This is a genomic window from Plantactinospora soyae, assembly GCF_014874095.1.
GTDB classification, from domain to species: domain Bacteria; phylum Actinomycetota; class Actinomycetes; order Mycobacteriales; family Micromonosporaceae; genus Plantactinospora; species Plantactinospora soyae.
In genome coordinates, this window is record NZ_JADBEB010000001.1 from 343,099 (window position 1) to 365,377 (window position 22,279).

Annotated in this window: 17 protein-coding genes and 1 pseudogene; 9 read left to right on the top strand and 9 right to left on the bottom strand. The window is 71.3% G+C overall.

The window, feature by feature from the left end:
* Positions 1 to 12: 12 nt before the first annotated feature.
* The 3 genes from H4W31_RS01560 to H4W31_RS01570 all read right to left on the bottom strand — a co-directional run bounded on the left by H4W31_RS01560 (position 13) and on the right by H4W31_RS01570 (position 4,720).
* Entirely contained in the window at positions 13 to 1,497 is a 1,485-nt protein-coding gene (locus H4W31_RS01560; RefSeq protein ID WP_404825552.1) for a sugar transferase, read from the bottom strand.
* A 219-nt stretch (positions 1,498 to 1,716) separates the two neighbouring features.
* Positions 1,717 to 3,432, bottom strand: a complete 1,716-nt coding sequence (locus H4W31_RS01565; RefSeq protein WP_192771769.1) for a VWA domain-containing protein — start codon at positions 3,430 to 3,432, stop codon at positions 1,717 to 1,719.
* Positions 3,433 to 3,667: 235 nt separating this feature from the next.
* Positions 3,668 to 4,720 (bottom strand): lactonase family protein, encoded by a 1,053-nt coding sequence (locus H4W31_RS01570; RefSeq protein WP_192765001.1) that lies wholly within the window; start codon positions 4,718 to 4,720, stop codon positions 3,668 to 3,670.
* A gap of 220 nt (positions 4,721 to 4,940) precedes the next feature.
* On the opposite strand from H4W31_RS01570, the gene H4W31_RS01575 reads away from it, so the two are divergent.
* The 4 genes from H4W31_RS01575 to H4W31_RS44080 all read left to right on the top strand — a co-directional run bounded on the left by H4W31_RS01575 (position 4,941) and on the right by H4W31_RS44080 (position 8,635).
* On the top strand, positions 4,941 to 5,654 hold the full coding sequence (locus H4W31_RS01575; protein ID WP_318782973.1) for a GntR family transcriptional regulator: 714 nt from the start codon (positions 4,941 to 4,943) through the stop codon (positions 5,652 to 5,654).
* A 2-nt stretch (positions 5,655 to 5,656) separates the two neighbouring features.
* Positions 5,657 to 6,406 carry a (Fe-S)-binding protein gene (locus tag H4W31_RS01580; protein ID WP_192765003.1) on the top strand — a complete coding sequence of 250 codons (750 nt, stop codon included), beginning with the start codon at positions 5,657 to 5,659 and terminating at the stop codon, positions 6,404 to 6,406.
* A 73-nt stretch (positions 6,407 to 6,479) separates the two neighbouring features.
* Positions 6,480 to 7,952 (top strand): lactate utilization protein B, encoded by a 1,473-nt coding sequence (locus H4W31_RS01585; protein ID WP_192765004.1) that lies wholly within the window; start codon positions 6,480 to 6,482, stop codon positions 7,950 to 7,952.
* Positions 7,949 to 8,635 (top strand): LutC/YkgG family protein, encoded by a 687-nt coding sequence (locus H4W31_RS44080; protein WP_192765005.1) that lies wholly within the window; start codon positions 7,949 to 7,951, stop codon positions 8,633 to 8,635. The genes H4W31_RS01585 and H4W31_RS44080 overlap by 4 nt, the downstream gene beginning before the upstream one ends.
* 41 nt (positions 8,636 to 8,676) lie before the next feature.
* On the opposite strand, the gene H4W31_RS01595 is transcribed toward H4W31_RS44080, so the two are convergent.
* From H4W31_RS01595 to H4W31_RS01615, 5 genes and pseudogenes are all read right to left on the bottom strand, one after another.
* Complete coding sequence (locus H4W31_RS01595) at positions 8,677 to 9,279, bottom strand: GTP-binding protein (protein ID WP_192765006.1); 603 nt, start codon at positions 9,277 to 9,279, stop codon at positions 8,677 to 8,679.
* Positions 9,260 to 9,649 (bottom strand): DUF742 domain-containing protein, encoded by a 390-nt coding sequence (locus tag H4W31_RS01600; RefSeq protein ID WP_192765007.1) that lies wholly within the window; start codon positions 9,647 to 9,649, stop codon positions 9,260 to 9,262. The genes H4W31_RS01595 and H4W31_RS01600 overlap by 20 nt, the downstream gene beginning before the upstream one ends.
* Positions 9,639 to 10,061: a roadblock/LC7 domain-containing protein gene (locus tag H4W31_RS01605; RefSeq protein ID WP_192765008.1), complete on the bottom strand. Its 423-nt coding sequence runs from the start codon at positions 10,059 to 10,061 to the stop codon at positions 9,639 to 9,641. The genes H4W31_RS01600 and H4W31_RS01605 overlap by 11 nt, the downstream gene beginning before the upstream one ends.
* Positions 10,062 to 10,499: 438 nt before the next feature.
* A pseudogene (locus H4W31_RS42395) lies at positions 10,500 to 13,016 on the bottom strand (nitrate- and nitrite sensing domain-containing protein); the annotation flags it as partial.
* Positions 13,017 to 13,393: 377 nt separating this feature from the next.
* Complete coding sequence (locus H4W31_RS01615; protein WP_192765009.1) at positions 13,394 to 14,662, bottom strand: MFS transporter; 1,269 nt, start codon at positions 14,660 to 14,662, stop codon at positions 13,394 to 13,396.
* A gap of 318 nt (positions 14,663 to 14,980) precedes the next feature.
* Between H4W31_RS01615 and H4W31_RS01620 the strand changes: the two genes are divergently transcribed.
* The 5 genes from H4W31_RS01620 (at position 14,981) to H4W31_RS01640 (ending at position 19,830) form a co-directional block, all read left to right on the top strand.
* Complete coding sequence (locus H4W31_RS01620) at positions 14,981 to 15,574, top strand: hypothetical protein (RefSeq protein WP_192765010.1); 594 nt, start codon at positions 14,981 to 14,983, stop codon at positions 15,572 to 15,574.
* A gap of 13 nt (positions 15,575 to 15,587) precedes the next feature.
* On the top strand, positions 15,588 to 16,937 hold the full coding sequence (locus tag H4W31_RS01625; RefSeq protein WP_192765011.1) for a hypothetical protein: 1,350 nt from the start codon (positions 15,588 to 15,590) through the stop codon (positions 16,935 to 16,937).
* Between the two features lie 222 nt (positions 16,938 to 17,159).
* A complete protein-coding gene (locus H4W31_RS01630) occupies positions 17,160 to 18,791 on the top strand; it encodes a sodium:solute symporter family protein (RefSeq protein ID WP_192771770.1) in 1,632 nt (543 codons plus the stop codon).
* A gap of 151 nt (positions 18,792 to 18,942) precedes the next feature.
* Positions 18,943 to 19,236, top strand: a complete 294-nt coding sequence (locus H4W31_RS01635) for a hypothetical protein (RefSeq protein ID WP_192765012.1) — start codon at positions 18,943 to 18,945, stop codon at positions 19,234 to 19,236.
* A 225-nt stretch (positions 19,237 to 19,461) separates the two neighbouring features.
* A complete protein-coding gene (locus H4W31_RS01640) occupies positions 19,462 to 19,830 on the top strand; it encodes a hypothetical protein (RefSeq protein ID WP_192765013.1) in 369 nt (122 codons plus the stop codon).
* A 191-nt stretch (positions 19,831 to 20,021) separates the two neighbouring features.
* Here the strand turns inward: H4W31_RS01640 and H4W31_RS01645 are convergent, their stop codons facing one another.
* A complete protein-coding gene (locus H4W31_RS01645) occupies positions 20,022 to 21,779 on the bottom strand; it encodes a glycoside hydrolase family 6 protein (protein ID WP_192765014.1) in 1,758 nt (585 codons plus the stop codon).
* Between the last annotated feature and the right edge of the window lie 500 nt (positions 21,780 to 22,279).

A 22,279-nucleotide genomic window follows, 5' to 3' on the forward strand; every position in this document is an offset into this window, starting at 1 on the left:
CGCCCGCCGACCTCAGTACGCGCCCCGGGTGCGGACCACCGCGCCGACCGTCTTCCACAGGATGGTCAGGTCGGCGGCCAGCGACCAGTTCTCCACGTAGTAGAGATCGAGCCGGATGCCGTCCTCCCAGCTCAGGTCCGATCGGCCGCTGATCTGCCAGAGTCCGGTGATGCCCGGCTTCACCAGCAGTCGGCGGGCGACGTCGCCGTCGTACCGGGCGACCTCGGAGGGCAGCGGTGGGCGTGGTCCGACCAGGCTCATGTGTCCGAAGAGGACGTTGGCGAGCTGCGGCAACTCGTCGAGGGACCATTTGCGCAGCACGCGACCGACCCGGGTGACCCGGGGATCCTTACGGATCTTGAACATCAGCCCGTCGGTCTCGTTCTTCGCGGCCAGCTCGGCGAGGAGCGCGTCGGCGTTGACCACCATGGTCCGGAACTTGTAGACGCCGAACTCCCGACCGCCCCGACCGACCCGGATCTGCCGGAAGATCACCGGCCCTCTGCTGTTCAGCTTGATGGCCAACGCGATGACGGCCAGCAGCGGCAGCAGCGCTGTCAGCGCCGTGAACGACAGCGCACGGTCCACGAAGCTCTTGATGAGTTTTCGGGCGCCCCGGAACTCCGGCGCCTCGACGTGGATGAGCGGCAGCCCGGCGACCGGTTGGGTGTGGATCCGTGGGCCGGCGACGTCGGTCAGCGCCGGGGCCAGCACCAGGTCGATGCCGGTCCCCTCCAACTGCCAGCCGAGTCGGCGCAGCCTGGTGGCGGTCAGCTCGTTGCTGGCGGTCACCGCGACCGTGTCGGCGTTGATCGCGGCGGCGGCGTCCAGGATCGCCCGGAACGACCCCAGCACCGGTACGTCGCCGAGCCGTTGCGGCACCGGGGCGAGCAGTGCGTCCGGAATGCACGCCCCCACCACCTGGTACCCGGCGTACGGCTCGCGGCGCAGCGTGTGCACCAGCTCCAGCACGTGTGCGGTGTCGCCGACCGCCAGCACCCGGCGGGACCAACCGGCACCCCGGGAACGGGACCAGTGCAGTCGCTTGCGGGCCGCGAAGCGGGCGATCACCAGTCCGACCGTGCCGACCGCGAACGAGATGCCGAGGAAACCACGGGAGACCCCGACGTCGGCGAGGTAGCCGGCGATCGCGACCCCACCGGCGAGCCGGAGACTGGCCGCGCTGACCCGTCGGTACTCGTCGGCGCCGTAACCGAGCACCCGGTGGTCGTAGCAGCGCAGTGCCTTGAGCGAGGCCAGCCAGGCGAGCACCAGTACCGGGCCGACGATCACGTACGGGATGTCGGATCCGCGTGGCTCGTCACCACCGAACCGGGCGAAGTAGCCGCCGATCACCGCCAGCACCAGGATGACCGTGTCGAGGATCAGGATGGTCCGGATGTAGCCCCGCTGCCGCGCCCGGGACAGGGGCGCGGCCGTCCCCGAGGTGGGTTCCGGAGGCATCGTGGTAGGGCTCAGCAGAGTCGCCGATGTCACCGGCCCTCCCTCGCTCCAGGGGGTAACCCGTCAGCCGCTCGATCTGCTGATCAAGCGGTCCGGGGGCACTTCGACATCTTCGCGTACCGGCGAGACTACTGAGCGCTTCCGACGGATTACCGTCAATTGTTTGCGTCGCCGGTCGTAAACCTGCTCACCTCAGACCCCTCCGACGCGGGTCGGAGGGGTCTCGGCACGGGGACGGCGGGGCCGTCCCGGTCAGCGGGGAGCCGTCGGCCGGAGCGCGATCGCCCGGAGGAAGATGTCGCCGATCTTCGCCGGGTCCTCGGTGACGAAGACGCCGCCGCCGGTCACCTTGGTGATCGAGTCCAGCTCGGCCTTGTCCACCTCGTTGCCGATACCGATGATCACGACCTGGACCGGGCGCTCGGGATCCTCGATCCGTTTCAACTCGGCGAGCAGCGCGGCCTGGCTGATGCCGTTGTCGTCGTCGTTCTTGCCGTCGGTCAGCATCAACACCGAGTTGACCCGGCCGGGCTCCCAGTCCTCCTGCACCGCCTTGTAGCCGGCGAGGGCCGTGTCGAACAGACCGGTGTCGCCGCCGCGCTTCGGCTTGATGGTGGCCAGGCCGTTCTCCAACCTGCCGCGCGAACTGGACAGTGGCCCGATCGGCACCAGGGAGCGGTAGTCCCGGGTGCCGACCAACTCCGTGGAGAAGACCCAGAGGCCGAGCGCCCAGGAGTCGTCGAAGAGCGCGAGCCCGCGCTTGGCCGTCTCCAGGGTGACCGTCATCCGGGTGGCGTTGTTGGCGGTCGGCACCTTCGCGTTCATCGAACCGGAGACGTCGATGATCGCGAGCAACCGGCCGGACTGGGTGGCGACCGACCAACTGGACAGGACCTGCTCGATCGCCGCCGCGTTCTTGATGCCGGCCGCCGTACCTCCGGGGTTCGGTCCGCTGCTCGGCGTCGGCGTGCTACCCGCCGGGCTCGGCGCGCCGCGCGGGGCCACGAAGCCGTCCCCCCAGGTGCCGTCCGGGCCCCGCAGTCCCTGCCCGGCCAGCCGGTTGTGGAAACCGGCACTGTCCAGGGCGGTGAACAACTGCTGGGCGGCGGCGACCTTGTCCGGCTCTGTGCCGGGCATCACGGCGAACGGGTAGTCGAGCGACAGCGGCGCGGGTTCGAGATAGAGCGCGGCGAGCGGGATCGGCGGCTTCTTCTTGTTGAACTCGATGACGTCCTCTTCGGAGAGCGCCGCGGCGCCGAGGCTGGACGCCATGGACGCCGGGTCGGTCGCCCGGGGGAACCGGGCGATCAGCTCGTCGCGGACGGCCGCCCGGCCGGTGGCCAGCGCCCGCAGCGCCGCCGTGGTCGCCTGTGTCGCCTGGGCTCCGGACGACTGCGCGGCGCCGGCCAGCGAGAGCAGTCCGGCCAGGCCCGCCGCGTCCCGGCTCGGCTCGACGATGCCGGTACGGAGCTGGGTCCCGGTGGTGATGGTCTTGAGCAGATCGGTCCAACCGAGCTGCTTCTGTGGCCAGCCGACGGTGGCGGCGATCGGCTCCGGCATGGCCACCACGACCGGGCTACGGGCGATCGACGCTCCGTTCTGCGGCTCGAAGGCCGGCGCCTGCTGACGCAGTCGGAGCAGCCAGCTGGAGGAGTCCGGCAGCCACACGTTGGGCAGCGTCGCGCCGCCACTGGCCTGACCGACCCCGGACAACGACACGCCGTGCTGGCCGGCGATCGCGGCGGCCACGTCCACCGCCTCGGCCGCGGTGACCTCGACGGCGACGCAGAGACCGTCGACCTCCGCACCGTCGGTCACCAACTGGGCGGCGGTCGCCTGGACCGCCGGAGCGATCTCGGGTGCCGCGGCGAGCGACAGCTTCAGCTCGCCGGTGCAGTTCGGACCGGCCCACTGCTGGTAGCCGAACCACCCGCCGACGGAGACGACAAGGACGAGCGCCATCGCCATAACGATGGCGCCGGTCCCTCGGATACTGCTACGCATGCGATGGCGGCCAGGCACCTGACCATCTTGCGGGCTTCTGCGAAGTCGTGCCAGGGGCGAGTGGGGGAATGTTACCTAGCCGGCAGAGTCTTTATGAAGAAACTTTACCGGGGGTGCCCGTTCGACGACTGACTGTCGAGTAGATCGCCCAGGAAGGCCGGTTCAGCCCATCGAGCGGGTAAAATGATCTTATAGATATTTATGGAAGAATTAAGGGCCTCTCCCCGAGTACGCACGTCGGACTGGCCACCTCGACCTGGATGGTCGCCGCCGCCGAGGGCTCTCCGGTCCCCGGGTCGAGCGGGAACACCGCGACCACATCGGCCCGCTCCTCCGCCACGTAGAGGTGCCCGCCGAGCAACGCCAGATGCCGCGGCCAGTCCCCGACGCCGGAAACCTCCGTCACGTAGCGTGGCAGTTCGCCGTCGAGGGCGTACGCCGTGACGGTGCCGACCCCCCGGTTACTGAGGTACAGGAAGCGGCCGTCCGGGCCGACGGCGATCTCCGACGGTTGGACGTGCCCGGGTCGTCGACTGGCCTCGACCCGCCCCCGCTCGGTCAGCCCGTCGGCGCCGTCCCAGCCGTACGCCGTCACCGAGGCGTCCAGCTCGCCGGCCACGAAGAACCGTCGACCGTCGGGGTGCCGGGCCAGGTGCCGAGGGCCGGTGGCGGGTTGGGTGCGTACCCGGGCGGTCTGCCGCAACCGCCCCTCGGGATCCCGCTCGTACCGGTAGATGGAGTCGGTGCCGAGGTCGACCGCGAGCAGGCCGGCACCGGCCGGATCGGGCGAGACCATGTGCGCGTGCGCCCGCTCCTGCCGGTCCGGTACGACACCGTGCCCCTCGTGCGTGACCAGGTCCGTACGCTCCTGCGGCGCCCCCGTCGCGTCCAGCGGATGTACGGCGACGCTACCGCTGCCGTAGTTGGCCACGAACAGGAACTCCCCGGCCGGGTCGACGGCGACGTGACAGGGGCTCTCGCCACCGGTGGACCGGACCCCGAGCGCGGTCAGCGCACCATCGGTGTGGATCGTCCAGGCGCTCACGGTGCCGTCGGCCAACTCGTTGACCGCGTACAGCACGGGCAGCCGGGGATGCCGGGCCAGGAACGACGGCGACGGCGTGCTGGCGACCACGCCGAGGACGGTGAGCCCACCGCCCACCGCGTCCCGGCGCGCCGCGACGATGCCGGTCCCGCGCCCTCCGCTCTCCGCCGTGTAGCAGCCGATATGCACGATGCCGGTGCCGGACATCCGTCGCCCCATCCCCGGCCCACCCCATGGTCGAGCCGCTCCGCCCACGATCAAACCAGAGCGCGCCGGAGGTTGCCGGCCGTTGCCGCCGGTCGGTCCGCCCCGTCCCGCGAAGGTGCCGCCCGCGCCGTCCACAACGGCGCCACCCGATCGACGGCCTGACCGGCCCGGCCGTACGGGATCTTCCCGCTGCACGGTGTTTCCTATAGGATCTTCGATCGTGAACGGTCTGCTGCGTCCGGCCCGCCGGACGACGCTCGCCGACGACGTCTACGAGTCGGTACGGGCGCTGGTGATGGACCACGCCGTGGCGCCGGGCGAACGGATCAACATCGACGCGCTGGCCCGCCGCCTGGAGGTCTCCCCCACCCCGGTCCGCGAGGCGCTCGCCCGGCTGGAGTCCGACGGCCTGGTCCGGAAACGGCCACTGGCCGGCTACACCGCGGCACCGCTGCTCACCCGGGTCGAGTTCGACGAACTGGTGGAGATGCGGCTGATCCTCGAAACGGCGGCGGTACGCCGGCTCGCCGAACGGGTCGCGGGACAGCTGGTTGGCGAACGCGGCGGACCGCCCGACGGGCTGGCCGACGAGTTGACGCAGCTCCGTCGGGAGGCCGAACTGCCCGACCCGGTACCCGGAACCGAGGGCTTCGCCGCGATCGCCGCGTTCACCGCCCAGGACGCGCGGTTCCACCACCTGCTCGCCGAGCGGTCCGGCAACCGGATGCTGCATGGGGCGGTGGTCCGGCTCCGGGCCCACCTGCACCTCTTCCGGCTGCACTTCCCGACCGCCCACCACGGGACCAGCGGCCGAGAACACCTACAGATCGTCGACGCGGTGGCGACCGGGAAGCCGGACGCCGCCGGCGCGGCGATGCGCGGTCACCTGCTCGCCGCCGCCGACCGGCACCTGCCGTTCTTCGAAAGGTCCTGACCGTGCGCATCGCCCTCTTCGTGACCTGCGTCAACGACCTGGTGTTCCCCGGCACCGGCCGGGCCGTCGTACGCATCCTGGAACGGCTCGGCCACACCGTCGAGTTTCCGCTCGAACAATCCTGCTGCGGGCAGATGCACGCCAACAGCGGGTACCGGGCCGAGTCGCTGCCGCTGGTCCGTGGCTTCGTCGACACCTTCACCGGGTACGACGCCGTGGTCGCCCCGTCCGGCTCGTGCGTGGCGATGGTGCGGGACTCGTACCCCCGGTTGGCCGAGTCCGATCCGGGGCTGGCGGCGGCGGTCACCGACCTCGCGCCCCGGGTCTACGAACTCTCCGAACTGCTGGTGGACGTGCTCGGGGTGACCGACGTCGGCGCCTCCTTCCCGCACCGGGTCACCTACCACCCGACCTGTCACGGCCTGCGGATGCTGCGGCTCGGCGACCGGCCACTGCGCCTGCTGCGGGCGGTACGCGGGCTGGACCTGGTCGACCTGCCCGGCGCGCAGGAGTGCTGCGGCTTCGGCGGCACCTTCGCGGTCAAGAACGCCGACGTCTCCGCCGCGATGCTCACCGACAAGTGCACCGCCGTCTGCGACACCGGCGCGGCGTACGTGGCGGCGGCGGACAACTCCTGCCTGGCGCACATCGGCGGTGGCCTGAGCCGCCGCAACCGGTCGAGCCCGGCACCCGGCGTACGCGCCATCCACTACGCGGAGATCCTCGCCGGTACCGGGCAGGAACGGTCGTGACCGAGCGGAGCGAGGTCATCAGCCGGCCCGGTCGACCAGGGCGTGGCCCCGACGAGCGCACCGAGGAGCGGTAATGACCGGTGGTACGGGGAACATCGTCGCGCCGCTGCCGTTCCCGACGGCGGCCCGACGCGAGCTGGCCGACGGGCAGCTCCGGGCCAACCTGCGCCGGGCGACCCACACCATCCGGGACAAGCGGCTCCGGGTGGTCGGCGAGGTACCCGACTGGGAGGCGCTGCGGCGCTCCGGTGCGGCGATCAAGGACGACGTGCTGGCCCGGATGCCGGAACTGCTGGAACAGTTCGAGGCGGCCGCCATCGCGGCGGGCGCGACGGTGCACTGGGCCCGGGACTCGACCGAGGCGTGCGCGGTGGTCACCGGACTCGTCCAGCAGACCGGCAGCACCGAGGTGGTCAAGGTCAAGTCGATGGCCACCCAGGAGATCGGCCTCAACGAGGCACTCGCCGAGGCCGGCATCGCGGCGGTGGAGACCGACCTCGCCGAACTGATCGTGCAACTCGCCGACGACACCCCGTCGCACATCCTGGTGCCGGCGATCCACTACAACCGCCGGCAGATCCGGGACATCTTCGCCAGCCGGATGCCCGGAGTGGACGTCGCCTCGCTCACCGACGAACCGGCCGCACTCGCCGAGGCGGCCCGCCGGCACCTGCGGGCGAAGTTCCTCAGCGCCCGGGTGGCGATCTCCGGCGCCAACTTCGCGATCGCCGAGACCGGCACCCTCGCGGTCGTCGAGTCCGAGGGCAACGGACGGATGTGCCTCACCCTGCCGGAGACACTGATCTCCGTGGTCGGGGTGGAGAAGCTGCTGCCGACCTTCCGCGACCTGGAGGTCTTCCTGCAACTGCTGCCCCGCTCCTCGACCGGTGAGCGGATGAACCCGTACACGTCGTTGTGGACCGGGGTGACGCCGGGGGACGGGCCGCAGACCTTACACATCGTGCTGGTGGACAACGGTCGTACCGAGACGCTCGCCGATCCGGTCGGCCGGCAGGCGCTGCGCTGCATCCGCTGCTCGGCCTGCCTGAACGTGTGCCCGGTCTACGAACGAGTCGGCGGGCACGCGTACGGGTCGGTCTACCCGGGACCGATCGGCGCGATCCTGTCGCCGCAGATGACCGGCCCGGACGCCGGTGCCAACCGCACCCTGCCGTACGCCTCGACGCTCTGCGGCGCCTGCTTCGACGCCTGCCCGGTACGGATCGACATCCCGCAGGTCCTGGTCCACCTGCGCCAGCGCGGGGTGGATGCCCGCCGGGGCCGACCGTCGGCGGAACGCACCGCGATGCAGGCGATGTCCTGGGTGATGCGGGACCGTCGGCGGTACGCGGCGGCGCTGCGGGCCGCCCGCCGGGGCTCGGCCCCGCTCCGCTGGGTCACCGGGCGACGGGGACAGGTACGCCGACTGCCGTGGCCGCTGTCGGCCTGGACCGCGAGCCGGGACGCCCCGCTACCGGCCGCCGAGACGTTCCGGGACTGGTGGGCCGGCCGGGACCGGAGCACCCACGGAGGAGGACGATCGTGACCTCTGCCAGCCGTACCGGCGGCGCGGCGGCGGGCCAGGGTTCCGCCCGGGACGAGGTGCTCGCCCGGATCCGGGCCGCCCGGCCGACCGAGCCGGTACGGGTCCCCCGCGACTACCACACCGCCCCGGCCACCGGTACGCCCGACGCCGGGCAGGCCGATCGGGACCGGGTGGAACTGCTGATCGACCGCCTGGTCGACTATCGGGCCACGGTACGACGCTGCACGCCGGACGGGGTGACCGAGGCGCTGGCCGAGCTGCTGGGCGAGGTGCCGACGGTCGTCGTACCGGCAGGGGTTCCGGAGGGTTGGCTGTCGGCGTACCCGGGTGGGATCCGCCGGGACGGTGACCCGGACCCGCTGACCGTGGCCGACCTCGACGCGCCGGGGCTAGCCGTGCTCACCGGCTGCGCGGTGGCGATCGCGGAGACCGGAACGCTGATCCTGGACGGCGGCCCGGACCAGGGGCGCCGGCTGCTGAGCCTGGTCCCCGACCACCACCTCTGCGTGGTACGCACCGACCAGGTGGTCGGCGGGCTGCCGGAGGCACTCGCCCGGCTCGCCGATCCCACCCGGCCACTCACCCTGGTCTCCGGGCCGTCGGCGACCAGCGACATCGAACTCGACCGGGTGGAGGGCGTGCACGGCCCTCGGCGGCTGGAGGTGCTGATCGTCGACGGCTGACCCCCCGACGAATGCCGGCGGGGCCGCCCGTCAGCCGCCCGTCAGCCGGCCGTCACCCGCTCGCCGCGCCGCTGCGCGACATGCTCGACGAGGGCGACCAGCACCACCTTGCCGGACTGCCGCTCCCGGGCGTCGAAGAGTACGACGGGCACCTCCGGGTCCAGGTCGAGCGCGGTACGCACCGCGTCGATGCCGAATCGTTTGGCGCCGTCGAAGCAGTTGACCGCGACCACGAACGGGATTCCCCGGCGTTCGAAGTAGTCCACCGACGGGAAGCAGTCGGCGAGCCGGCGGGTGTCGGCGAGCACCACCGCACCGAGCGCGCCGAACGCCAACTCGTCCCAGAGGAACCAGAAGCGGTCCTGCCCGGGGGTGCCGAACAGGTAGACCTGGAGATCCTCGTTGATGGTGATCCGGCCGAAGTCCATCGCGACCGTGGTGGTCTGCTTGCCCTCCACGCCGTACAGGTCGTCGTAGCCGACTCCGGCGTCGGTCAGCACCTCCTCGGTCTGCAGGGGACGGATCTCGCTGACCGAACCGACCAGGGTCGTCTTGCCGACCCCGAACCCACCGGCGATCAGGATCTTCAGCGCGATCGGAATCCGCCGTCTCGCCGTCTCCTGGTCAGAGCGCCCGGAGTCCATTGACCACCGCCTTGAGAATGTCGTCGTCTGGGAACTGGCGCGACGCGGGCGGCTCGTACATCGAGATCCGGTCGCTGGCGAGCAGGTCGCCGAGCAGCACGCGTACCACGCCCACCGGCAGGTTGAGGTCCGCGGCCAGGTCAGCCACGGAGATCGGCTGCTGTGCCATCGAGATGATCGCCTGATGCTCCGGCTGTGGCGGCGACTGCTCGCCGCCATTGCCGGGTGGGCCGGCCACCACGAAGGCCATCAGGTCGAATCCACCCGCCACCGGCTGGACCCGACCTCCGGTCATCGTGTACGGACGAACCACCGGCCCGGCATCGTCGTCCAGCCAGTCGTGGTGGGGCCCCGGCGCCTCACTCCGCATCTGCCGGCGCCCTCGGTGATCGGCTCGCCGCCGTCAGGTTCTGCCCGACCCGGGTCACCAGCATCGCCATCTCGTACGCGATGACCCCGATGTCGGAGGCGGCACTGGCCAGTACCGCCAGGCAGGCGCCCTGGCCGGCGGCGGTGACGAAGAGGAAGGCCGACTCCATCTCGATCACGGTCTGTCGGACCGGACCGGCCTCGAAGTGCCGGCTCGCCCCCTTCGCCAGGCTCTGGAAGCCGGCGGCCATCGCCGCCATGTGCTCCGCGCCCTCCTGGCTCAGGTCCTGTGAGGCGGCCATCAGCAGCCCGTCCGCCGAGAGCAGCACGGCCTGCTGCGCGGACGGTACGCGCTCCACGAGATCGTCGAGCAGCCAATTGAGATCCGCGCCCGGCCTCGTCGTGTGCACCACTCACCCGTCCCCTTCAGAATTTGTGGAACCCGGATCGGTGACCCGGGTGGAGGTATCAGAGGTACCGCCGGCCGGCGCGGGCGGGTCGGCATCGCGACGCCCCCGCGCCGTACCCGCCTGGAGCGCCGACATCACGGCCCGGATCTGCTCCGGTGTGCGCGGCGGCGGCTCGTCCGGCAACTGGTCGACGACCGGGCTCACCCCGTTGCCCGCCGTACCCCCGGCGGTCCGCTCGCGAGCGGTCCGGTCCCGGCCGGTGCGGTCCGAGGCGGCGCCCGGACCGTTCCGCAACTGCGGCGCGAGGCTGGTCTGCCGGACTCGCCGGGGCAGGCCGTCCTCGCCCACCGGTGCCGCCGCCGGGCGCACCGGGCCACCCGCCGTAACGACCGGGATGACCACGGTGTCGTCGGTCATCCCCGTCCCGGCGGCACCGCCGTCGGTGGTCCTGGCACCGCCCGCCGCCGACTGCTCGACACCGCTGCCCAGTGGCTTCCTGACCGGCCTGGCCGACGGTTGCGTGGCGGCGACGCCCTCGGCACCACTGCCGGTGACATCGGCCGCCCCGCCCCCGGACGTCTCGACAGGGGACTCCCCCGGTCGAGGTGCACCAGGATCGACGGCACCCGGCCGGGGTGCAGCAGGATCGACGGCACCCGGCCTGAGTGCGGCAGGATCGGCAGCACCCGGCCGGCGTGCGGCGGGATCGGCGGCGGTGGGCCGTACGGCGCCGGCACCGGCCTTGGCGCTGGCGGCGACCAGGGCCTCCAGGGCCGCGCCGGCCTTTCGCCGGGGCCCGAGCCCGGATCCCGACCCGGACCCGGACCGCGGCGTCGGCGTTGCCTGCGAGGCCGAGGTCGGCGCCGCCGAAGTTGGCGCCGCCGAAGTTGGCCGTGCCGGGCCGGCCCCGGACGTCGGACCGGCCGGCGTCGGCACTGTCACCGGCCCGGGCGCCGCCGGACCGGTCGGCGCCGGATCGGGTCGCCTCGGCTCCGCGCCGGATCCACCCCCGTCCGCCGCCGCGTCGTCCGCCGCCGCGCCGGACCGGCCGGTGGGCAGGGCTGGCGTACCGGTGTCGGGCACCACGAGGTCACCGGGAATCCGGACGACCGCGGTCACCCCGCCGTACGGGGAGACCCGCAGTTCCACCTGGACGCCGTGCCGGGCTCCGAGCAGCGCCACCACGAACAGGCCGAGTCGGGCGCTGTTCGCCGGATCGAAGTCCGGCGGGTCGACCAGCCGGCGGTTGGCCTGCTCGATGGCCTCGGCGGTCATGCCCAGGCCACGATCCTCGATCTCGATCACGTAGCCGTTCGCCACCTCGTGCCCGGTGATATGTACCCGGGTGTGTGGCGGCGAGAACGACGTCGCGTTCTCGATCAGCTCGGCCAGCAGGTGGATGACGTCACCGACCGCCCGACCGGCGGTGGCGGCCGGCGGCACGCTGACCAGGTCGACCCGCGCGTAGTCCTCCACCTCCGAGATCGCACCCCGGATGACGTCCACCATGGACACCGGGTTGCGCCAGCCACGCCCGGGTGCCGCGCCGGCGAGTACGACCAGGTCCTCGGCGTGCCGCCGCATCCGGGTGGCCATGTGGTCGAGCCGGAAGAGGTCGGCCAGTTCGTCCGGCTGGGCGACCCGCCGCTCCATCCGGTCCAGCAGCGCGAGTTGGCGGTGCAGCAGGGTCTGGCTGCGCCGGGCGATGTTGAGGAAGACGTCCCGGAGACCACGCCGCAGCGCGGCCTCGTCGATCGCCGAGGCGATGGCGGTCTGCTGTACCTCGCTGAACGCCTGGCCGACCTGGCCGATCTCGTCCTTGCCGTAGTCGAGCGGCGGCGCCTCGCGCGCGACGTCCACATCCTCGCCCTTACGCAGGCGCCCGACGACGTCGGGTAGCCGGTCGTTGGCCATCACCAGCGCGTCGGCGCGCAGGCTGGTCAGCCGCCGGACCAGGGACCGGCCGATCCGCAGCGCGATGACCGCCGAGATCAGTACGGCGGCGAATCCGAGCAGCCCGGCCAGGCCCAGCCGGACCAGGATGCCGAGCGCGACCGGCCTGCTCCGCTCGGTCAGCCCCTCGGCTCCGGCGAGTTCGAACTCCCGCAGTTCCCGCTGGACCTGTTCGTAGCTGCTCTGCCAGGCCTGGCCGGTGACCGGCAGGGCGACACTGGTGCCGCCCCGGCCGATCAGGTCGTCCTCCATCCGACGCAGCCGGACGAACGAGTCGCCCTCGGTGAGGCGCTGGTAATCGGCCCGGTCGGCGTCCGGAAGGTCCGCGATCACCTCGGCGTAGAGGAACCGGTGGGTGCCGATGATCTGCACGATCTGGGCGTGCTCCCCCGGGCCGAATCGCCCGGCGCTGAAGACTCCGGCGAGCAGCGCGTCGGCCTGGGCGAGAACCTCGCGGGCCCGGCCGAGTTCGGTCAGGCTCCGCGCCTCCCGGTTCAGGGTGTCGTCGGGCAGCGTGTTCAGCGCGGCGAACGTCCGGAACGCCGCGTCGATGACGCCGCTGTAGAGCCCCAACGCCCCACTGGCATCGACCGAGCGTCGGTCGATGAACACCCGCCCGGACGGCAGCGCCTCCACGGCGGTGAGCAGTTGGTCGACCCGGGCGTCGAGCAACTCACTGGTGCTGTCCCGGAGATCGCCGCTCGACGTACGGCGGCGGAATTCGGCGATCGCCTGGTCGGTACGGGCGCGCTGGTCGGTCAGGGCCGGGGTGCTGTTCCGGTCGGTCAGTTGGAGCACCGAGAGTCGCCGCTCCTGCTGCAACTCCACGACGAGGGCCTCACCCGGCCGACCGACCTCGTCGAGGAGGGTCCGCGCGGCGAGCAGGCTCGACGCGGGCGCCACGGTGAGCGTGGTCGCAAAGATCCAGAGCGCCAGTAGCGCGACGATCGGCACGGCGACCAGCGCGACGATCTTCGAGCGGATCGGCCAGTTCTGGGTTTCCATCAGACCTCGCCGGAATGGATGCGTCAGGGACGACACCCGAACCGGCCACCCGCGGCTCCGGCCAGGATCCGAGGGTCACGGGCGCGCGTGCCTTCGGCAGGATACGTAATCGAGGGCGCGCGCACTACTGGACGACGGGTCGTCGAGTAGATCGTATCGGTCAGATAAATTGATAACTGTCTTTCTTAATTGCGCTCCGACGTCCTTCGACGCGTCTTTCGCCGATCCACAGTGCCGGGTGGGCGCCATGGATCCGGCCACGTCACGAGACCGCATCCGGGTCCGCGGTGCTGGCAGGGCCTCCTGCGGTTGGCGGGAGCCGGCGGCGGGTGGGACCGGCACCGGCGCCGGTCCCACCGCCCCAAGCCGCCGTCCGGCTACGACACCTTCGCGGCCGGTGCCGCCGGTTGCCGGACCGACCGGTCCGGACCCGTACCCGCGACCCGGCGCCACCCGAACGCGAGTACCAGGTACGGAACGGCGAACACGGCGAAGATCACACCGTGTCCGGCGAACACCGAGGCGAGGGCGTAGCCGCCGAACACACCGAGCGTGACGACCTCGCTGCCCAACCCGGCCAGCGAGGTGACCGTGGCCCGGGTCGACCCGGTGATGCTCTCCTGAAGCCGTACGTCGGCGACCAGGCTCGCCATCTGGAGGGCGCAGAACGCCACCGCGATCAGCACGAATCCCCCGGCCCGGCCACTGAGCGCCCCGGCCGCCAGTACGACGGCCGCGAAGGCGATCGTCGCGGCGAACCGGCCGGTCGACAACCGCTGCCCGACCGGGGTCAGCAGACCGCCGACCATGGTCCCCGCCCAGACCAGCAGCACCAGCAGCGGTACGGCCGACGGCGCGACGACGTCCGCGGCCAGCAGTGGCATGTACTCCTCCAGCGCACCCCAGATCGCGGCCATCGCCGGCAGGAACAACAGCGCCCGCCGTACGGAGCCGTCGGTCCTGGCCTCGGCGAGCCCGGCCCGCAGGATCGACAGGTAGCCCGAGGACTCGGACCCGTCGTCTCCGGTCCCGCCGGCCGGCGCCGCCACAGCCGTCCCGGCCCGGTGTTCCGGTAGCGCCAGGCCCACCGCCGCGCAGAGCAGCGAGGCGAGCACACTTGCCACGCCCACCGCCGGATAGCCACCGCTGGCGAACACCGGGGTCGCGACCGCGGTGGCGAGCAGCGTGCCGAGCAGGCCGAACGTGCTGGCCCGGCCGATGATCCGGCCGTACCGGTCGGCCAGGCCGAGTCGGTCGAGTTCCTCGTACAGCAACGCCTCGGAGGCACCGGACTGGAGGGCGCTGCGGGCTCCCCAGAGCACGAACCCGAGCGCGAAGACCCAGTACGAGGGCGCCGCGACCCACAGTCCGAACCCGACGGCGCCGAGCAGTGGCGCACCGGCGAGCAGCAGCCGTCGGGACACCGCGTCGGCCCAGACGCCGGAGGGCACCTCCAGCAGGAGGCCGGTCACCGACCAGATGACGAACAGCGAGGAGATCTCGCCGACGGAGAGCCCGGTGTCGGTGAAGAGCAACGCGTACACCGGGTAGAGCAGGACGAAGTCGTCCAGGAACGCGTACAGGTAGAAGGTGACGGTCAAGCGCCGCGCGAGGCTCGCCGCCGCGCGTGGTGAGGAATTGAGCATGAGGCCTTCCCACGGGGACGATTCGGACATGGGTCGCGAAGGTCCCGGTGGCCCCCGACAGCGGATGCTGCCGTGGCGGCCTCTGGTCCAGACTTAATGTCGGTGTGTCATACGGCTCAGTTTAGGCGTTCGACCGGCCTCGCAGGGGCCCACCGAAGCGGTCCCGCGCTCCGCCCCCGTCCCGACTGCACCGATTCCTGATCGTTGCGGCATCTTGCGACGGGTTACCACCGGTTCCCACCAACGGACACGAAAGTGCGCCGGATCGGGATTGCTGATCAGGGCTGAACGGGAATAGCAGTTGACGAAGGAGGAGCCATGTCGCCCATAGAAGTCGTCCTGATCGTCCTTGTGGTCCTCGCCGTCGCGGCCGCCGTACCCGCCATCTGGGTAGCCAGCCGTCGACGGGCCCTGCAAACCCGGTTCGGCCCGGAGTACGACCGGGTGCTCTCCGAGCAGCAGACCCGCTCGGCAGCCGAACGCGAACTGCGGGAGCGCGAACGCCGCCACGCGGAGTTGACCCTGACTCCGCTCTCGGCCGACTCCCGCAGCCGGTACCAGGCCGCCTGGGAGGAGATCCAGGTCCGCTTCGTCGACTCTCCGGCCGAGGCGGTCGGTGCGGCGGACGAACTGGTCACCCGGCTGATCGCCGAGCGCGGTTACCCCACCGGGGAGTACAACGACCAACTCGCCCACCTGTCCGTCGAGCACGCCCGCACGCTGACCCACTACCGGGACGCCCACGAGATCCATCTGCGCAACGAGCGAGGCGAGGCCAGCACCGAGCAGCTTCGCCAGGCCGTCGTGCACTACCGGGAACTCTTCGCCGACCTCCTCGGTGAGGACCCCGTACGCCAGCAGACCTCGGACGAGCCCCGTCCGGACACCCCGCAGGACGTATCGAGTCGGTGAGGAGAGACTTGCCATGCGCCAGCAGGACCGCCAGATCAACGACGACACCCCCGATGTGATCAAGTCCGAGCCGGTGCCCGTACCCGGGCCGGGTAACGTCGAGTCCCCGCCGCCGGACGACCCCGATTACCGACACCGGGCCGGGTACCCGGGCACCGGCGTCGCCGACCACGGTCCGGAGGACGCGCTGGACGAGCGCGGCTCCTACGGCAACGACCTCGCCACCTCCGGTCCGGGTCCGCAGTCCGACGAACCGGCGACGGACGCGCGTGCCCGCGAGGAGCGACGCGGCGACGACCGGCTACCCGAGGAGCGTGCCGAGGACGAGGCGTTGGACGACGACGCGCTCGACGACCGCACCCCGGCCGACCGGACGGCGGATCCCGACGGCGACGACGACCGGGGCTCGAGCGACCGGGGAGACCTGGCCGACGCCAGCCAGGCCGACTCCGGCACCGACCCGCGCGGCGACGCCGACGACCCGGCCGCCGACGGCTCCGATCGGACCGACACCCGGGACCGGCCGGACTTCCACGAGCCCGCACCGCTGCCGACCTCCTTCGGCGCTCCGACGGTCGGTGGCGCGGTGGCGGCGGCCGCGATGGCCGGCAGTCACCGCGACGCCCGGGAGGAGGACACCGTCCGGTCCGGCGACGGTCCGGCCGAGGACCGGATCGACGGCGTCGGCGACGAGCCGAAGCGCGACTACCACGCCACCCGGGGCGGCGACGAGGACCGGAGTCTGGGCGCGGCCGACGCGACGGCCAGCGAGCGGACCGGCGGACCGGCCGTGGACCGGGATTCAGGGGACCGGGATCCGGTGGACCGGAGTTCGATCGACGGCATCGGTTCGGTGGATCCGGTGGCGGTCGGCACGAGCCATCCGGTCAACCCCGACGTCCTCAGCGCGGGCAACCCCGACGCGATCGCCGGGGCGGGTCGCGGACCGGACGCCGGAGGCACGACGGATACCGGGAGCACGACGGAACCCGGGAGCGTGACGGGGATCGGGAGCGCTACGGACGCGAGCACCGACGACGACACCGGAAGCACGCCGGACGGCGAGATGCTGCCCGGCGCGGCGCCGGCCGAACCCATCGTCGCCATCCTCGATCCGGACACCGTCCAGGGCTTCCGTGACCGCTGGCGGGAGGTCCAGCTGCGTTTCGTCGACGACCCGCCCGGCGCCACCGCCGACGCCCACCAACTGGTCGAGGAGTCCGTCGAGGCGGTCACCGCCGCCCTGACGCGGCAACGCGAGGACCTCGGCGGCTGGCAGCGCGACGGTGCGACCGACACCGAGCAGTTACGCATGGTGGTTCGCCGGCACCGGGACTTCCTGGACCGCCTGCTCGGCCATTAGCACTACCAGCGCTCAGAAAACCTTCGACGGCTCCCCGACGCGCCCGCCCCGCGGGTCGGGGAGCCGCCGCCGTTCCGGCGCTGAGCGGCCGCCACCGCCCCAGGCGTGAAAACTCCTCGCCTCGGGTAGTAGGGCCTCGCCCGGCGGCGGGTCCACCGGGCGCGGCCCGATCGACGCGTACGGACGAAGGTGGACAGTGTGGACGGCGGCCTGCGGCTGAACATGGATGCGCTGGACTACGTGATCCTGGCGCTGTACTTCGTCACCGTTCTCGGAGTCGGAATCGCGGCCCGCCGCGCCATCCGGACCAGCGTCGACTTCTTCCTCTCCGGGCGGTCGTTGCCGGCCTGGGTGACCGGACTCGCCTTCGTCTCGGCCAACCTCGGGGCGTTGGAGATCATCGGCATGGCCGCCAACGGCGCCCAGTACGGCCTGATGACCCTGCACTACTACTGGATCGGCGCCATCCCGGCGATGGTCTTCCTCGGCATCGTGATGATGCCCTTCTACTACGGCTCCAAGGTACGCAGCGTGCCGGAGTACCTACGACTGCGCTTCAACCGGCCCGCCCACCTGCTCAACGCGCTCAGCTTCGCGATCGCCCAGGTGCTGATCGCCGGGGTCAACCTCTACGCGCTCGCACTGATCATGCAGGCCCTGCTCGGTTGGCCGCTCTGGACGTCCATCGTGGTCGGTGCGCTGATCGTGCTGGCGTACATCACGGTCGGCGGGCTCACCTCGGCGATCTACAACGAGGTGTTGCAGTTCTTCGTGATCCTCGCCGGCCTGATCCCGATCACCGTCATCGGACTGGCCAAGGTCGGTGGGGTGGACGGGCTCTGGGACGCGGTCCGCGGCTCCGACCTGGGCGAGGCGGGCCTGCACACCTGGGCCGACACCGGCGGCGCCGACAATCCGCTGGGCGCGAGCTGGATCGGCATCGTCTTCGGCCTCGGTTTCGTCCTCTCGTTCGGCTACTGGACGACCAACTTCGCCGAGGTCCAGCGGGCGATCTCGGCGAAGAACATGAGCGCCGCGCGCCGTACGCCGATCATCGCCGCGTACCCGAAGATGTTCATCCCGCTGGTCACCGTCATCCCCGGCCTGATCGCGGTGGTGACCGTCAAGGGCCTGGGCGCCGAGACCGGCGACCTGACCTACAACAACGCGATTCCACTGCTCATGCGGGACCTGCTGCCGACCGGGGTGCTCGGGGTGGCGGTGACCGGCCTGCTGGCGTCCTTCATGGCCGGAATGGCGGCCAACGTCAGTGGCTTCAACACCGTCTTCACCTACGACATCTGGCAGGCGTACGTCCGGCGCGACCGGCCGGACGGGTACTACCTGCGGGTCGGTCGGATCGCCACCATCGCCGGGGTGGTGGTCGGGATCGGCACGGCGTTCATCGCCGCCAGCTTCAACAACATCATGAACTACATCCAGGTGCTCTTCTCGCTGTTCAACGCGCCGCTCTTCGCCACCTTCATCATCGGGATGTTCTGGAAGCGGATGACCGCCTGGGCCGGCTTCTGGTCGCTGTTGACCGGCACCGCCGGGGCACTGGCCACCTACCTGCTGTACGAGGCCGGTGTGCTGCCGTTCGACTCCGACCTGGAGGAGAGCTTCTGGGGCTCCGGGATCGCGTTCGTCCTGGTCGCGATCGTCGCCGCGATCCTCACCCCGTTCGGCCCAGCCAAGCCGGACGACGAGCTGCGTGGCCTGGTCTACGGGCTGGGCGGCACGGACGCCAAGGGCGACATGCTGGCCGGCGACGCCCGCTGGTACCGCTCGCCGATCCTGCTCGGCGGGATCGCGGTGGTCCTGGCCGCACTGTTCTACCTGCCGGTGCTGTGAGGTCCACGGTCGCGCCGGCCCGCGCGTCGGCGCTCCGGCACAGGCGCTTCCTCGGCGCGGCGCGGAACATCGAGAACGGCGGCTCGCTGACCACACCGACCGTGCCGGCACCTCGGATCGCCGACACCGCTAGCGAGAAGGGACGACCCCGATGGAAGAGCAGAACCGCCCCCCGGACGAGGCACCGACGAACGAGACACCGGTGGACGAGGCCGAGCAGGAGCGGCGGTCGGCCGCCGCGCGGCTGTTCGACATCCGCCGGGTGATCGGAGGGCTCTTCGTCGTGTACGGCGTGATCGTCGGCCTGGTCGGCATCTTCGACGGTCCGGCGGCGATCGAGAAGGCCCAGGGAATCAGGATCAACCTCTGGGCCGGTCTGGCCATGCTCGCCCTCGGCCTCGGTTTCCTGACCTGGCAGTGGCTGCGCCCGGTCGACCGCGACTGAGCCACGCGCCCTCGGGCGGTCGATCGCGACTGAGCACGCGCACCCGGGGCGGTCGGTCGCAACTGCGCCACGGTCACCCGGGCGCGCTGGGCGGGAAGCGCGGCTGCTCCGGCCACGGTCCGGTGCGCAGGCATGGCCTCGGTGGTCCGGGGTAGTCGATCCGGAAGACCGACACCCGCACGGGACCGACAGCCGGATGCCGTACCCGGACAGGAGGGCAGCAAGATGACGGACCGCGATCCGTTACCGAATCGGCCGCTTGAGGAGAGTCCCGAGGTGGCCGCGGCCGTCGACGACGACACGGCCGTACCCCAGTTGGCCTCCGATGGCGGCCGGAGCGCCGAGAGCCCGGACTTCATCGACGCCGAGGACGTCACCGGCGAGTACCCGGCGACCGACGACCTCCTCGGCGATCCGTACGGCGCCGGCGCCGGCAGCGCGGGCGACACCCGTACCGGGGCGGAGCAGCCGTGGGAACCGGCCGACCTCGCGATGGCACAGGGGCGGGACCCGACACCGGAGAACCTCGAACGGGCCCGCGAGGAACTGGACCGCGACGGTACGCCCGCCACGGTGGAGAAGACCGTGCCCTGATCGCCGCCCCCGGGGCTCGGGTACTCAGTGGGGCTCGGGTACGCACCCGAGGCGTGCGCGGGGACCGTCCGAACCCGACACACCGGTTCCGTTCCCCGGAGCGAAGGACGACCGACGGTCCCCAGTCGACGCATGTGCGCGCCGGCCGGGGACCGCTGGTGGTGTAGCCGTGGTGGTGCGGGTTCAGCCGATCAGAGCGCCGGGTAGGCGTTCTGCATGAGCTGGGTGAGCTGGGCGGGGAACCAGGCACCGGAGATCGGAGCACCGGACAACGCGCCACTCATGTTGTTGTTGTTACGCGGGTTGCCGCCGTAGGTCGGGTCACACATCCGGTCGAAGCCCTTGCCCTCTTCGTTCTCGATGAGGGTGCTGGAGCCGTCCGACTCGCCCGGAGGCTTGATCCAGACGTACGCGTCGATTCCGGTGGCGGGCGCCGCACGGGGCCGCTCGCCAAGACCGGCACCGCTCTGGTTGCACCAGTTGCCGAGGTGGATCCGGCGGTCGATGCGGGAGCCGTTCACCTGCTGGTTGACGTCACCCGAGGTGACCGCACCGGTCGGCCGGGCCGAGCCGCCCCAACCGTTCCGGGAGGTGTCGATCAGCATGCCGATGTTGGAGTCGAAGCCCTGCCCGACCAGCTCCGTACGGAGTGCCTGGGCGAATCGCTGCTCGTCCACGTACCGGTTGTAGTCGATCCAGGTCGACAGCCGGTTCGCCTCGGTCACGTTGAGGTAGGGCTCCAAGGTGGCCGAGTAGTTGGCGGTGTTGGCGATGAAGCCGTGCACGTTGGCCTGGGTGCTGCCCTCGGCCCGGGAGGCCTCGGCGAAGATCTGCGCCGACGCCCGGAAGTTGTCGTCCCACCCGATCCAGCCGTGGTGGCCGGCGTCGATGTAGTTGTAGACGTTCGGGATCGCACCGAGCTTCGACAGGGCGTAACCGACACCCTTGACGTAGTTGCCGTTGGCCTTCATCGTGTCGCAGTTCGCGGTCGCCGTCTCACGCGGGGCGACGTTGGTCACCAGGTTCGGCAGCGAGTCGATCTCGATGATGGTGATGATCCGCAGGCTGCTGTACGCGGCGTCGTCCAGGATCGCGGCGATCGGGTCGATGTACGCCGTCTTGTACCTGGGGAGCTCGGTCGCCTGGAGTTCACCGTTGGAGGCCAGCGCGGCACAGTCCCGGCCGGGCAGGTTGTAGATGACGAACTGGATGTAGCCGGCACCCTGCGCGAGAGCCTCGTCCAGGTGGTCCCGAACGCCCATCGGGCCGTTCGAGCTGCTGTCCGGGTCGCCCTCGATCGCGGCGATCCGGTCGATCCAGACACCGGTCGGGTTGTTGGAGATCCGGTTGCCGCCGGAGACGCTCTCCGCCTTGGCCTTCCACTCCGGGTTCACGTAACCCCGGGAACCCTGGTACGGGTTGTTGACCCGGGCGCTGGGGCCGGGTCCACCGGTCGGCGGCGTGGTCGGTCCCGTGGTCGGTCCCGTCGTCGGCCCGGTGGTCGGCGGCGTGGTCGGTGCGGTCCCGTTGCAGTTGACCCCGTTGATGCTGAAGGAGGTCGGCGCCGGGTTGCTGCCACTCCACGAGCCGTTGAAGCCGATGCCGGTGGAGGCGCCGGTGGCGAGGTTGCCGTTGTACGACAGGTTCGTCGCGGTCACCTGGCTGCCGGACTGGGTCCAGTTGGCCGACCAGCCCTGGGTCACCCGCTGGCCGCTGTTCGGGAAGGTGAAGCGGAGGGTCCAGCCGTTGATCGCGTCACCGACGTTCCGGATGGTGATGTTGGCGCTGAAGCCACCCTGCCACTGGTTGCTGCCGTACGTGACGCTACACCCGGGGGCGGCGTACGCCGATGTCGCTGGGAGGGTGACCAGGCCGGCGGCCACGAGGGTGCTCGCGCCGGCCAACGCCACGACCTTCTGCCGAGCGGACATTCTAGTCCGTAAATTCATGCCAGTGATCTCCTTGGGCCAGCCGGTCACGATGGGCGGAACCGGCGCGGCGACCGTGCGGACGTGTCGCTTGGTGGGTACGTCCGTCGACGCCTTGGGGGACTGCGGTATTGCCCGACCCGGACGGGCGGAAGCGGTGGTGGTGCCGGCCCCAGGTGGCGGCCGTATTGACGCCGTCCGGAAAACCGGATGCCCTCGACGTCTGCTGCGCGGTGTGGCTCCCCCAGCACAGTGGATGAATTCTTGCATGGGAGCGCTTCCACCACAACACCCCCGCACTGATGGATGACGATACCTGGCGCCGCCGCGCGCCGGTCGACCACTCGGCCCGTACCTGATCGGCACCGCGTGCACCGGACACGTCCGTACTGGTGGGAACGGGGATTCGCTACCGCCACCCCGGCGGCGGCCACCGGACCGGCGATCACCCTCCGGCCGCGCGGCACCGGGCAACGCCGCCCGACGCCGGTCACCGACGCGGGCGTGTGCACTGTGGACAT